The organism is Corynebacterium sp. CCUG 61414, from assembly GCF_024453945.1.
Lineage (GTDB): Bacteria > Actinomycetota > Actinomycetes > Mycobacteriales > Mycobacteriaceae > Corynebacterium > Corynebacterium pseudogenitalium.
In genome coordinates, this window is the sequence record NZ_JAGPYU010000003.1 from 1 (window position 1) to 12,923 (window position 12,923).

General features: G+C 60.6%; 15 protein-coding genes and 3 tRNA genes. 9 read left to right on the forward strand and 9 right to left on the reverse strand.

The features are described from left to right. The coding region (locus KBX14_RS03580) for a transposase (RefSeq protein WP_256041855.1) at window positions 1-659 on the reverse strand (659 nt) is incomplete at its 3' end. A gap of 344 nt (window positions 660-1,003) precedes the next feature. Between KBX14_RS03580 and KBX14_RS03585 the strand changes: the two genes are divergently transcribed. The 7 genes from KBX14_RS03585 to rplA all read left to right on the forward strand — a co-directional run bounded on the left by KBX14_RS03585 (window position 1,004) and on the right by rplA (window position 4,062). Then, a tRNA-Thr gene (locus KBX14_RS03585) sits at window positions 1,004-1,076 on the forward strand. A gap of 36 nt (window positions 1,077-1,112) precedes the next feature. Continuing rightward, a tRNA-Met gene (locus KBX14_RS03590) sits at window positions 1,113-1,184 on the forward strand. A gap of 63 nt (window positions 1,185-1,247) precedes the next feature. Next, window positions 1,248-1,323 (forward strand) — tRNA-Trp (locus KBX14_RS03595). 23 nt (window positions 1,324-1,346) lie between these two features. Next, on the forward strand, window positions 1,347-1,670 hold the full coding sequence (gene secE, locus KBX14_RS03600; protein WP_070477497.1) for a preprotein translocase subunit SecE: 324 nt from the start codon (window positions 1,347-1,349) through the stop codon (window positions 1,668-1,670). A gap of 81 nt (window positions 1,671-1,751) precedes the next feature. Next, the gene (gene nusG, locus KBX14_RS03605) at window positions 1,752-2,678 is read left to right on the forward strand and encodes a transcription termination/antitermination protein NusG (protein ID WP_256000482.1); all 927 of its coding nucleotides are present in this window, start codon (window positions 1,752-1,754) and stop codon (window positions 2,676-2,678) included. Window positions 2,679-2,845: 167 nt separating this feature from the next. Next, the gene (gene rplK, locus KBX14_RS03610; protein WP_070363143.1) at window positions 2,846-3,274 is read left to right on the forward strand and encodes a 50S ribosomal protein L11; all 429 of its coding nucleotides are present in this window, start codon (window positions 2,846-2,848) and stop codon (window positions 3,272-3,274) included. A 77-nt stretch (window positions 3,275-3,351) separates the two neighbouring features. Beyond that, on the forward strand, window positions 3,352-4,062 hold the full coding sequence (rplA, locus tag KBX14_RS03615) for a 50S ribosomal protein L1 (RefSeq protein WP_070477499.1): 711 nt from the start codon (window positions 3,352-3,354) through the stop codon (window positions 4,060-4,062). A 73-nt stretch (window positions 4,063-4,135) separates the two neighbouring features. On the opposite strand, the gene KBX14_RS03620 is transcribed toward rplA, so the two are convergent. From KBX14_RS03620 to KBX14_RS03655, 8 genes are read right to left on the reverse strand one after another with little or no spacing between them, the layout of a single operon-like run. Beyond that, window positions 4,136-4,573, reverse strand: a complete 438-nt coding sequence (locus KBX14_RS03620) for a PaaI family thioesterase (RefSeq protein WP_070363141.1) — start codon at window positions 4,571-4,573, stop codon at window positions 4,136-4,138. Next, window positions 4,574-4,897, reverse strand: coding sequence for a hypothetical protein (locus KBX14_RS03625; protein ID WP_070363140.1), 324 nt, complete (start codon window positions 4,895-4,897; stop codon window positions 4,574-4,576). A 13-nt stretch (window positions 4,898-4,910) separates the two neighbouring features. Then, on the reverse strand, window positions 4,911-6,569 hold the full coding sequence (locus KBX14_RS03630; protein ID WP_070363139.1) for a long-chain fatty acid--CoA ligase: 1,659 nt from the start codon (window positions 6,567-6,569) through the stop codon (window positions 4,911-4,913). After that, window positions 6,563-7,384, reverse strand: a complete 822-nt coding sequence (locus KBX14_RS03635; RefSeq protein WP_070477503.1) for an SDR family NAD(P)-dependent oxidoreductase — start codon at window positions 7,382-7,384, stop codon at window positions 6,563-6,565. The genes KBX14_RS03630 and KBX14_RS03635 overlap by 7 nt, the downstream gene beginning before the upstream one ends. 8 nt (window positions 7,385-7,392) lie before the next feature. Further along, window positions 7,393-7,977: a 3-phenylpropionate/cinnamic acid dioxygenase subunit beta gene (locus tag KBX14_RS03640; protein ID WP_256000483.1), complete on the reverse strand. Its 585-nt coding sequence runs from the start codon at window positions 7,975-7,977 to the stop codon at window positions 7,393-7,395. A 21-nt stretch (window positions 7,978-7,998) separates the two neighbouring features. Further along, window positions 7,999-9,207, reverse strand: coding sequence for an FAD-dependent oxidoreductase (locus KBX14_RS03645; protein WP_256041856.1), 1,209 nt, complete (start codon window positions 9,205-9,207; stop codon window positions 7,999-8,001). Continuing rightward, a complete protein-coding gene (locus KBX14_RS03650; protein ID WP_070363135.1) occupies window positions 9,204-9,554 on the reverse strand; it encodes a non-heme iron oxygenase ferredoxin subunit in 351 nt (116 codons plus the stop codon). Before KBX14_RS03650 ends, KBX14_RS03645 begins: the two co-directional genes overlap by 4 nt. A gap of 33 nt (window positions 9,555-9,587) precedes the next feature. Then, window positions 9,588-10,901, reverse strand: coding sequence for an aromatic ring-hydroxylating dioxygenase subunit alpha (locus KBX14_RS03655; RefSeq protein WP_256041857.1), 1,314 nt, complete (start codon window positions 10,899-10,901; stop codon window positions 9,588-9,590). 285 nt (window positions 10,902-11,186) lie between these two features. Between KBX14_RS03655 and KBX14_RS03660 the strand changes: the two genes are divergently transcribed. Next, entirely contained in the window at window positions 11,187-12,116 is a 930-nt protein-coding gene (locus KBX14_RS03660; protein ID WP_070363133.1) for a 3-carboxyethylcatechol 2,3-dioxygenase, read from the forward strand. 13 nt (window positions 12,117-12,129) lie between these two features. Beyond that, entirely contained in the window at window positions 12,130-12,915 is a 786-nt protein-coding gene (locus tag KBX14_RS03665; protein WP_070975776.1) for a 2-keto-4-pentenoate hydratase, read from the forward strand. Window positions 12,916-12,923 lie beyond the last annotated feature (8 nt).

A 12,923-nucleotide genomic window follows, 5' to 3' on the forward strand; every position in this document is an offset into this window, starting at 1 on the left:
TAGGTGCGTTGTTTGAGCCAGTCACCGTAGAGGTCCTGGAAGCGGTTGAGGCGAAGTACCCAGGTGATTGCCTGGTCACGGGTGGTGATGTGGGTCAGCTGGTTGCCGAGGCGAAGGAGTGCTTTGTGTGCGGCGATTGTGGGTTGGCGTGTGGTGTCTTTGATGGTGTCGCGGCGTACGTGGACGAGGCAGCGTTGAATGGAGGCGTTTGGCCAGCATTGTTTGATGGCTTTGTGGGCGCCACCGGAGCCGTCTGTGGTCACGACGAGGGGTTCGGCGATCATGTCGAAGAGTTTGGCGTAGTCGTAGGCGGTTTCTCGTGTGCACCAGTGCCAGGCGACGACGTGCTCGCTGGTTGCAGCGACAAGCAGGCATTTTTTGTGGAAGTAGGTGCCATCAATAAAGAGCTGGTCGTAGACGCGGTACGGGTCCGGTTTGCACGGGACGATGATGAACCAAAAGTAGGTGAACCAGCGGATGAGTGTGCGTCTGGAGACGTTGTGCGCAGCAGCGACAGCGTCGAGGGGACGCTGGTTGGTGATCCAGTCAATGAAGATGGCAAACCGATATGCGCTGGTCTTGGCTGTGTTGGGGTTGGTGAAGGTGTGCCCGCAGTCTGTGCAGCGCCATCGCTGTTTTCCGCTGGATGTGGTGCCCATTTTTGTGGCGGTGTGCTCGCATGCCGGGCATAGGGGCCTGTTGTGTTTTCTCTTTCTGTGTTGAGTTGGCATGCAGCTGGTTTAACAGTCTGCTGTCATAGCACATCCAACGCCTGAAGTGGTGGACCTTCCGGTCTACGGCAGGGAATCCCGATTCAACGAGCACTGTCCCGCCGTAGGCCCAGGCAGGACCTGGAATCCATATCCAAAAAAGCACACATTTTGTCGCTTAACCCGCTATTGCTACCTGGCGATTTGCGTTCAATGATAGAACCGGGTTAGTCTTTCAAAGGCTTCAACGGAGCGGACACACCAAAACGGTGAGTTCACAACATAGAGGCTGTGCCCCCTTAGCTCAGTCGGCAGAGCGTTTCCATGGTAAGGAAAAGGTCGTCAGTTCGATTCTGACAGGGGGCTCTGTTGTTTGTACAGTCCTTGTGGCGGCAAGCACATGGCGGTGTAGCTCAGTGGTAGAGCAAGCGACTCATAATCGCTGTGTCGCGAGTTCAATTCTCGCCATCGCTACTCACCTCAAAACGGGAAACGCGTTTCCCGTGGTAGGGTTAGGAGCACTGTTCACAGTGTCCTAGGGGCGTGGCGCAATTGGTAGCGCAACGGTCTCCAAAACCGTAGGTTGCAGGTTCGAGTCCTGTCGCCCCTGCCAAAACTTTAGTTAGAGGAGTTCTTTTGACTAATCCGCAAGAACACAACCCAGCACAGCCCACCGGCAAGCGCCAGCTGCGCGGGGTCTCCTCTGTTTCATCCGCTTCCTACGAAGCGAAGCACACCCCCGCAAAGCCTGAAGAGGACCGCGAAGAGTCCCTCGGCGGCGGCCCAGGCGCGTTCCCGGGCGAAGTCGTCCAGGAAATGCGCAAAGTCATCTGGCCAACCGGAAACCAGATGCTCAACTACACCCTCGTGGTATTCGCGTTCCTCATCGTGCTCACCGCACTCGTGTGGGGGACCGACCGCCTCGGCACCATGTTGATGCAATGGGTATTCATCCGCTAACATGAACAACAAGTGATTGTCCCGCCACCTCAACCTCGAGGTAAGGCGGGATTAGTTTTTGCCACACCAAGGAGAAACACCATGACCACCGAGCCGGAAAACCTGGAAAACCTGGAAAACGCCGACATCGAAGCAACTGAGCAGGAAACCGAACTGCAAGCCGAAGAGGAAATGGTCGCCGAAGGCGGCGCCGTCACCGAGGCCACCGATCCGGAGATAGAAGAGGCCGCTGCAGAGGCAGACGAGGCCGTTGAGGCTGTCGAGGAGCCGGTGCAGGAGGGCGACCTCACCGCGGCCGAGTCGCCGCTCGCTGAGGGCACTGAGGGCGCTGAAGGCACTGAGGCTTCGGAGGCTGACGATGACTCCGAGTACCGCGCGCGCCTGCGCAAGTACGTCCGTGAGCTGAAGAAGCTGCCGGGCCAGTGGTACATCATCCAGTCCTACTCCGGCTACGAAAACAAAGTGAAGACCAACCTCGACATGCGTATCCAGACGCTCGAGGTGGAGGACTCCATTTACGACGTCGTCGTGCCGATCGAGCAGGCTATCGAGAACAAGGACGGCAAGAAGAAGCTCGTCAAGCGCAAGCTGTTGCCGGGCTACGTCCTGGTCCGTATGGACATGAACGACGCCGCGTGGTCCGTCGTGCGTGAAACCCCGGGCGTAACCAGCTTCGTGGGCAACGAGGGCAACGCTACCCCGGTCAAGCACCGCGACGTGGCGAAGTTCCTGATGCCGAAGGCTGAGCCAGCTACCGGCGAGGACACCAAGCCGAACGCAGAGGGCGAGACCGTCGTCGCGATGCCGGAGGAAGCAGCGCCGAAGAAGATCGACCACGACTACAAGGTCGGCGAAGCCGTCACCATCCTGTCCGGTGCCCTGGCGTCCGTGTCCGCCACCATTTCCGAGATCGACGAGGAGACCGGCAAGATCCAGGCGCTCGTGTCCATCTTCGGCCGCGAAACACCAGTCGAGCTCACCGCTGACCAGATCGAACGCATCATGTAACCGTTTGCGTTTGAGCCTAGTAGGGGCGTAAGGTTGAACGTCGCGTGTGCCGTAAGGCCCGCGACGTTTTTTCGTTCTCCCCGGTGGCTCCGTCAAGCGGGGCATCCGGAAGTGTTCCTGCCGTCATCGTGGCAGGTGGCACTGTACCAAGGAATTGAGGTAATTCGATGGCTAAGAAGAAGGTCACTGGCCTGATCAAACTGCAGATCGAGGCTGGCATGGCAAACCCGGCTCCGCCGGTTGGTCCTGCGCTGGGTGCACACGGCGTGAACATCGTTGAGTTCACCAAGGCATACAACGCTGCAACCGAGTCCATGCGCGGCAACATCATCCCGGTTGAAATCACCGTGTATGAAGACCGCTCCTTTGACTTCATCCTGAAGTCCCCACCGGCTGCATCCCTGCTGTTGAAGGCTGCTGGTCTGAAGAAGGGCTCCGGCGTCCCGCACACCCAGAAGGTTGGCTCTGTCACCTGGGATCAGTGCAAGGAAATCGCCGAGACCAAGAAGAAGGATCTCAACGCCCGCGACATCGAGGCTGGCGCCGCGATCATCGCTGGTACCGCCCGCTCGATGGGCATCACGGTCGAGAAGTAATTCTCACCGTCTGTGGGAGCGCCGGCCAGGCGCGTACCACATTTCCTGACAACACCATTTTCTGAAAGGAAATCAACATGGCTAAGAAGTCCAAGCGCTACAACGAGACGCTGGCAAAGGTCGACCGCGACGCGTTCTACCACCCGCTCGACGCCGTCAAGCTGGCACAGGAGACCTCCTCCAAGAACTACGACGCCACCATCGACGTCGCAATGCGTCTGTCCGTCGACCCTCGCAAGGCTGACCAGCTGGTCCGCGGCACTGTCAACCTGCCACACGGCACCGGTAAGACCGTCCGCGTCGCTGTGTTCGCAGAGGGCGAGAACGCAACCAAGGCTGAGGCTGCAGGCGCTGACATCGTCGGAACCGACGCACTGATCGAGCAGATCAACGCCGGCAACATCGACTTCGACGTCGCAATCGCGACCCCGGACCAGATGGCGAAGGTTGGCCGCGTTGCTCGCGTCCTGGGCCCACGTGGCCTCATGCCGAACCCGAAGACCGGCACCGTCACCACCGACGTCGCGAAGGCGATCGAGGAGACCAAGGGCGGCAAGATCGCGTTCCGCGTGGACAAGGCTTCGAACCTGCACGCGCTGATCGGTAAGGCTTCCTTCACCGCTGAGCAGCTCGCCGAGAACTACGGCGCTCTGCTCGACGAGGTGCTGCGCCTCAAGCCGGCATCTGCGAAGGGCGTGTACTTGAAGAAGGTCACCGTCTCCGCAACGCAGGGCCCTGGCGTCCCAGTGGACACCAACGTTGTGAAGAACTTCGCTAAGAAGGCGTAAGCTTCGGCGTTTTACTACGCAAAACACCCCAGTCGATTCGTCGACTGGGGTGTTTTCTACTCTTGCGTCTTGGTTACTGTTTGGGGCGCGGCACCGAGTAGGTGAAGGTGAACTTCGACAGAATGGCGCCTGTGACCTCCGAGTGTGTCTCCACGTCCGCAACGATGATGGTGCGACCCGCCCTCACGATGGAGGCGGTAGCGATTGCGTCACCCTCCTTGGTGTTGGACACCACGTTGCCAGCTACCGAGACAGCGAGCGGGAATACGCCTTCTGGTACCTGCTGCATCGCCAGCCAGGTGCCGCACAAGTCGGCTTGGCCGAACAGCGCCGGGGCAGAGAACATGCCGGCCGGCTGGGCGATTGCCTTGTGCAGCGGCATACCGAGCTTGACCTGGTCCTTGTTGCCGTCGATGGCGTAAACGCGCAAGGTTTGTGCCACGTCTTGGACGCCGCCGTCCTCGCGGTAGAAGTGCGCCCAGCGCTTCTGGAACTCGTTAAGTTCGGCCATTTATTTCAACTCCAGTCCGTCGATATCCATGGATTGGTTGGTGACCCAGTCGGGTTCAGCAACCAGGAGGGAGAACTCTTGGCCATCACGCTGGGTGACGTCCAAGACGTACCGCAGCCCGGCCTCCTCCGCAGCGATGACGCCGTCGGTGTCGCCGACAGGCACAGGCACAATGACGCGCCGGCACTCCGGCTGCTGTTTGAACACCTCAGCCACGGTCTCTTTGATTTCCGCGGTAGTCCCGAGGTCCACCACGGTGTCCGTGGTGCCGTACGGGTACGTGTGCTTCAGCGGCGATTTGGTGATGTTGCGGTAGTCGAGCATCGTTTCCGCCTCCTTACTTCTGTGCGTCGGGCTGATTTTGCGATGATACGACGGACTGGCTGGCAGTCTCGGGATTCTCGCCGAACATCGCGCGCACTTCCTGGCGTAGCTGGATCTTGTTGATCTTGCCTGCCGGGTTGCGTGGGATTTCATCCACGTGCACAACGCGGGTTGGCAGCTTGTAACGTGCCAGGTAGTTCGCGCAGTGGTCGCGGACTTCTTCCAAGGTGAGTTCCTTGCCGTCCTTGACCTGCAGGACGGCGACGACGGCTTCACCCCAGCGCTCGTCGGGGATACCGATGACGGAGTTAGCCAGGATGTCGTCGTGTTCGGCGAGGACGCGCTCCACCTCGGCGGGGTAGACGTTCTCTCCGCCGGAAATGATCAGGTCCTTGAGGCGGTCGACGATGAAGAAGTATCCGTCCTCGTCGAAGTAGCCAATGTCACCGGAGTGGAACCAGCCACCGGTGTACGCCTTCTGGGTTGCTTCAGGGTTGTTCCAGTAGCCGACGGCCACGTTTGGGCCCTTCACCCACATCTCGCCGGGAACGCCTGGTTCCTTGATGTGCTGCCCGGTTTCGGTGTCCATCAGTTTGACTTCGGTGTGCGCCATGGGGATGCCGCAGGAGCCGAGCTTTTCCATGGTCCTGGCCGGTGGGAGGTAGGTGGCAAATGGGGAGGTCTCGGTGAGGCCCCACGCCTGCTGGACGACGGAGTCCTTCTGTTCCCAGTACGTGCGGATCAGCCGTGGTGGCACCGGGGCGCCTGCGCAGATGATGACGCGGAGGCTAGAAAGGTCGGAGTCAGCGAACTCGTCGTGCTGTGCCATTGCCTCGAGCTGTGCCGGCACGAGGAACGCCGAACCGATCTTGTACTGGGCGACGTCCTTGAAGATGCGGGCTGGGTCGAAGGTACGGTGCACCACAACCGAGTTGCCGCGGCCGAAGGCGCGCACCGCGAAGGAGTTCAGCGCGCCGACGTGGAACAGCGGGGCGGACGCGAGCGTCGCGTCGCCGATGCGGCTGTCGATCGCTGTGTCCACGTTGATCTGGTTCCACCACAGGTTGCCGAACGTGATCTGGGCGCCCTTCGGCAGGCCAGTCGTGCCGGATGTGAACAGCAGCAGCGCCAAGTCAGACATGGTGCGTGGCGTCGGCTTTTCCACAGCCACGGTTTCGTACTCGGAGCTTTGCGAGGTCCGCGACCAGTACAGCGGGATATCGCTCTCTGGTGGGGCGGCTTCGTCGTCATCGACAACGAGGACATGGTGGCGCTCCACGCCGTAGATGCGCTTTGCCTCGTCGAGGAACGTGCCCTCCACGATGATGCTGTTCGGGCTGCCCATCGCCAGCAGCTGCGAGACTTCGCCCGCAGCCAGGCGGAAGTTCACAGGCATGAACACTGCGCCGATCCACCAGGACGCGAACATGCCATACATGAAGGAGCTGGAGTTCATACCGAAGTAAGCGACGCGATCGCCCGGATTCACGCCAGCTTCCTTCAGCTGTGCCGCCCAGCGGACTACGGTGTCACGGAACTCACCGTAATTGATTTCTTGGCCTTCGTAGGCCATCGCCAAGCGTTCTGGCTGCCAGTCAGCATGGCGCTGTACTTGGAAGCAAGGGCTGACGTCGAGAGTGTTTGCGTCGTGCTCAACACCGCGAATTAACATAGGTTGTCGCCTCCGGCAGTCTTAGCGAAACCGCGAGCCGCGATTCCGCCATCAATCTTGATCACTTCGCCGGTGATGTTCGCGCCGTCTTTCCTGGACGCCAACAGCACGTACGGCCCGGTGAATGCATAGGGGTCAGTAGAAATGTCGTGGAGTGGTAGGTATGGGTTGCCGCCGTCGCCGCGCTTGTCCATGATGTCGGAGAACTTCCGGTCATCCAGGCCAGCGGACGCGGGGCCGGATAGGTTCGTGCGCATGCCGCCAACGCCGACACCGTTGACACGGATTTTCGGGGCGAGCTCGTACGCCAGCTCAAGCATCATGCCTTCGGCACCGTGCTTGCTTGCGGTGTAGACCGGCCCGCCGCCGGCCGCGTAGGTCGATGCGTTGGACAGCGTGAAGATCAGCGAACCGTTCGACGCTAGCAAGTGACGCCACGTAGCTTCCGCGGTGAGCAGGTAGCCCTTGAGGTTGACGTTCATGACGTCGTCAAAAATGGCGCTCATCTCTTCGCCGTTGAGACGGGTGATGGAACGGTTGTAGTCCCAGATGCCAGCGTTTGCGATGACGGTGTCCAGGGATCCGAACTCCGCCACGGCAGCGTCGACGGCTTTGTGTAGCGAGTGTGTGTCGGTCACGTCCGCCTCGAGCGGCAGGACGTGCTCGCGGCCGATCTCGTCGGCGACGCTTTCGCATCGCTCGAGCGAGATGTCCACAACTGCTACGCGCGCACCTTCTTCAACGAAGCGCTTCGCCAGCGCTGCCCCAAGTCCGGAGCCACCACCAGTAATAAGTACGTGTTGTCCTTGTAGCATGTCGGCCCTTAGAAGAAGGTAGAGATGTTCTTGGAGTTCAGAACGTTGATGTCGAGCAGGATGCGGCGGTCAAAGACCTTCCACTTCGGGCCGTCCTCGCCGTCCTTCGCGGGGCGAAGCAGGTCGGTGCGGGTGCCCACAAACTGGTCCTGCTCGCGCTCGAGGCGGGTGCGCCAGACGTAGAAGTTGGTGCGGACCTCGAGTGCCTCGACGGCGTCGGCGCCTTCACCGACGGTGACGTGCCGTGCGATCAGGTTCGTGATCAGGTGGCGCGTACGCGACGGTGGGTCTTCAGCCCACGCCATGCCGGAGTCGAAGCGGCGGATGCGCCACGCTAGCGAGTCGTAGGTTTCGTCGTAGAAGGCCGGGCCGTCCTCGTCCGAAATGGAGAGGGCCTGCTCGCGGCGGAGGCGGTTCGTGCGGGTTGGTGCCCAGTAGAAGAGGTCTTCGTCGAAGTGGGTCAGCCAGTCGACGTAGCGTCCCTCGTCGAGGAGGGTGGCTTCGTCGTAGTACATGTTTTGGAGATCGAAGTAGGTGGTTTGGTCCACTCGCTCCCCGGGGGTCACGTCGTCGCGACGTAGAAAGTCAGTCACGAGTCCATTCCTTTCTTGTAGCTATCGAGCAAGTTTCTTCAGAGGAATCGATGCGTCAGCCAGCTTGTCCTTATCGACGGCAATACCGCGGTCGATGATGCGACGTGCCGCACGAACAGCCATCGAATCTTCGATTGCTGCCGCGCCAACCAGGGCACCGTTCTCGTCGAGGCGCAACGCGACGGCCGGGCGACCCTCCGCGTCATTGCGGATGATGGTTTCGCCAGGGATAGTCATGTCGCCGGTACCCTCAACGTGGACGCCGTAGCGGTCGGACCAGAACCAGGACGCAGAAAGTTTCGGAGACGGGCCGTCGATAATTGAGGCGGCGGCTGTCTTTGCTTCCTGGATTGCGGAGTCCCAGTGCTCGTGGCGGCGAAGTAGCGTGCCATCCTCGAGGCGGGTGCGGGCGCAGTCGCCTACAGCCCAGATGGAGGAGTTCGACGTGCGCTGCTGCTCATCCACCAGGATGCCGTTATCGGTCTCCAGACCAGCGGATTCGGCGAGGACCGTCTCCGGGATGATGCCGATGCACAGCAACACAGCGTCAACCGTGACGGCGTCGTGGCCGTCGAGGCCGATCTGGAACTTACCGTCAGACTCCTCGATGCTGGAGGTCATCGCGTTGATGAACTCCACGCCGTTTTCCGCGTGCATGTCGTGGAGGCGCTGCGCCAGCTCAGGACCGACAGCAGGGACCAGGGATACCGGCGCAGGGTCGATGAGTACCACGTCCGCGCCCAGCTTGCGTGCAGAGGACGCGACCTCTGCACCAACAAGGCCAGCGCCAATGATGCCGAGTTTCTTGCCTGGGCCGATCAGCGAACGCAGCTTATCCGCGTCCTCAGTAGTGCGCAGCACCACGACGTTGTCGCTATCGAAGCCCGGCGCACTGCCGCGGCGAGCAGTACCACCAGTGGCGATCACGAGGTTGTCGTACGCAACCTCCTCACCGCCCTCCAGCACCAGCTTCTTCGATTGCGCCTCAACGCGCTCAACGGTGGCTTGCTTCAGCACAATGTTGTTTTCCTCGAGCCATTCCGCCGGGCGGAACTCAATCTCAGCGCGCGTCTTCTCGTTGGTCAGGTAGTCCTTGGACAGCGGTGGGCGGTCGTACGGAACACCAAGCGGATCAATGATCGTGATCTCGCCGGTGTAGCCGTTCCTGCGCAGCTCATCAGCGACGGTAAAGCCGCCGATTCCGCCGCCTACGATCGTCGTGCTGCTCACTTGTCGGCTCCTTCAGCAGGCACGCCTGGGTAGAGCCAGACTTCTTCGCCACGCAGCTCAACCTTGTGCGTGTTGGTGTCTTCGGTCGCTGGCATGCACTGCACCGCGCCAGTCTTCATGCAGAACTGGCTGGAGTGCACCGGGCACTCAACCATTGTGCCGTCGACCCAGCCGTCAGACAGGTGAGCGATTTCGTGGGTACAAATATCGTCGAGGGCGTACACTTCATCGTCTTCGGTGCGGAAGAGTGCAATCGGCTTGTCGTATCCCGACATTTCCTCCGTGACCAGGAAGCCTTCCTCCTGCTCGAGATCGTCCAGGTCAGCAACTTTTACTGGTTCAGCCATGGTAATTCGGTTCCTTTCGAGGGTGTGTTTGGTTTACTTCTCGTGCCAAGCTGGGGTCGACATCAGTTCGCGCCAACGGCGGTATAGCGCGCGACCAGCAGCGTCTGAATACAGTTCGGATGTAGTGCCGGGGAACCCTTCGCGTTCGCCGACCGTGGCCATACCCATCTGGTAGTTCAGCGGGGTGTTGCCAACCATGAAGCCATGCGCGATGGACTGGCACTCAGACCAGTTCTCGCCGTCGTCCTGCTCGAAGATGCCCGACGGGCCAAAAGTGCGCAGGTTGTACAGGCGCTGCGCGCGAGCCACATCCTCCGGCATCGAACGGTCCAGGACAGTCCACGCCCAAACTTCCATCTTGTTTGGGCCCTTCGGATGCCAGACGCGGATCGAGCCATTGACCGGAAGGTAGGAGAAGTTCGGGAACACGGTTGCGTGGCCGTTCGTCATCGGGCCCATCACCTGCTCAGGGGAGAGGCGCTCGCGCAGGAAGTCGTAGTCGTAGTACTCGTGGACCGGCTGGGCGTCGAAACGGTTCTTCGGGTGGACTGGGAAGCCCGCGCCGTTGCCGTGGTCGTCGTGGTACTGCACACCGGTGCGCTCCGCGATCTCCTTCTTCGGGCCCTTGCCCGACGGGGACATCACCATCAGCGCAGAGGCATGCGACATGTTGACGTGGTACCAGTCAGTAGCGAACTGCTCCGCTGCCAACTTCCAGTTGCCGTCGAGCACCCACTTAGTGACGCCACCAACGACATAGGTGCCTTCAGGGTCGCGATCCATGAACGCGTCGATGTACCAGCGCATATCACCAAGCGCATCCTCGAGCGGCTCGGCGTTCTCGTCCCAGTTCGCGAAGATGAGGCCCTTGTAGGACTCCACGCGAGGCACCGTGACCAGCGGCCAGTCGTCCTGGGAGAAGTTCTCGTCGTACTGCTCCTTGCCAGGAAGGTTGACGAGGTTACCGTCGAGGTCGTACGCCCAGCCGTGGTACGTACAGGTAAACATCTTCGTGCGGCCCTGGTCGGCGCGGCACACGCGGGCACCGCGGTGACGGCAGCTGTTGAGCAGCACGCGGATTTCGCGCTTCTTGTTCATCGTCGCGATGACCGGGTCTTCGCCCATGTACGTCTGGAAGAAATCGCCCGGTTTCTGGAACTGCGACTCGTGGGCGATAAACAGCCAGGAACGGGCAAAAATACGCGACATTTCCTGCTTGTAGACGGCCTCGTCCGTAAAGACTCGACGATCTACCAGGCCACCTTCAGGGTCGACCATGCCACTGACGTCGATGCACTGATCCAATTCTGGCGGCCGCTGTAAGCCGGACTTTGGTGGCGTTGCCATAGGTAACTCCTTCGCACCTAGTGATAGAAAGCACAATTACTTCTGAAGCGTTCTTTGCTTCACACAATTCTTAAGCTACATGGGGGCAGTTATGTTCGCGTATGTGTTCCAGTGAATAGAACAGAATCTGTGGAACGGGGGTAGGGAACGAGGGTAGTCCAGGCATTCTTGCTTTTGAGTATGTGGTTTAGTGTTCCAAAACCCGGAACGAGGGTGCGGAGTGTGATGCGCTACTTCTACAGTCAGATGTGACAGCTGATAAACCCAGCCCCGGAGGAGGCCACCATGAGCGTAAAACTTATTGCGCTTTCCCACAGCCCGCTGCTCGGCATCAACGAGCCAAAACCAGAGGTGAACGAGGCGCTGCAAGACGCATTCGCAAAAGCCCGCAAAGCCGCGGAAGAATATGACCCAGATCTGGTCATCGTCTTCACGCCGGACCACTTCAACGGGTTCTTCTACACCCTGATGCCCCCGTTCTGTGTAGGCCTACAAGCAGAATCGATGGGTGACTACCTCACTACGCCTGGCCCATTCGACGTGCCCGAGTCAGCCGCAGAAGAGCTCGCGCAATTCGTTATCGACCAGGACGTCGACATGGCAATCTCCCGCCAGATGGTTCTCGACCACGGCGGCGCACAGCCTGTCGAGCTGCTCTTCGGCTCCCTGACCGCCAAGCCAGTCATCCCGATCTTCGTCAACGGAGTCGCCCGACCGTTCACCGCGATGCAGCGCATCCGTGTGATGGGGGAGGCCGTCGGCAAGTGGGCGAAGGCCCAGGATAAGAAGGTGCTGATGGTTGCCTCCGGTGGCCTGTCCCACGACCCGCCGCTTCCACGCTGGGCATCCGCAACCGACGCGCAGAAGCACTTCATGCTCCACGGCCACCCGGACCAGGCCGACCGCGACGCTCGTGAAGCTCGCGTCATCGCCGCCGGCAAAGAAGGTGCCGCAAATGCAGGAATCATCGACATCAACCCAGAGTGGGACGAAAAGTTCATGGCGGACTGCATCTCCGGCGAATCGACGCGATTCGACGCCTACGACGCCGACACCATGGACGACGAAGCCGGTCACTCCTCGCACGAGGTGCGTACCTGGGTTGCGGCGTTTTCCGCGCTGACCGCCGCCAACGGTGGAGTCAACGCGGAGTTCACGTTCTACCGCCCAATCCCAGAGTTCGTCGCAGGCTTCGGCCTGGTCATCGCATCATAGGAGAGACAGATAGATGAGTAGCCGTGAGGACTCCCTGCGTACCATCGCAAACGACCTGCTCGCCGCGTACCCGTCCTGCGAGCCGATCGCGCCACCGCGCACCGTCGTCGCCGACCTTGATATCGCCGACGCCTACGCAATCCAACAGATCCAGGAAAAAGACTTCGTTGCCCGCGGACACAAAGTTATCGGGCGCAAGGTTGGTCTGACCTCACTCGCAATGCAGCAGCAGCTGGGGGTCGATAGCCCAGACTTCGGGTTCTTTACCGACGCCGACCTCTACGAAGCCGGCACCGACATTGCAGTCGACCGCTTCATCTCCCCGAAGGTCGAACCGGAACTCGCGTTCGTGCTCGGGAAGGACCTTGAACCGGGCGCGACACTCGAAGAGGCCCGCAAGGCTGTCAAGTCCGCGCACCTTGCAGTCGAAATCATCGACTCACGAGTCCGTGACTGGGACATCCGCCTTGTCGACACCATCGCCGACAACGCTTCGTTCGGCGCCATCGTGTGGGACCCGACCCCGCTCGATCTCGACCTGGAGGAAGCTGCAACAGTCCACGCGACGATGACGCTCGACGGCGAAGTTGTCGGAGAGGGCGTCGGCAAGGATGTGATGGGCGACCCGCTGCTCCCGCTGCCGTGGCTCGCAGGCATTCTCGACGAGCAAGGCACCGCCCTGCGCGCCGGTGACATCGTGCTTACCGGTAGCTTCTGCGGCGCAGTCGCTTTCAAAGCAGGCCAACACCTCGCAGTATCCTACGGCCCATACGGGGCCATCGACGTCCGGTTTAAATAGGTTTGGAG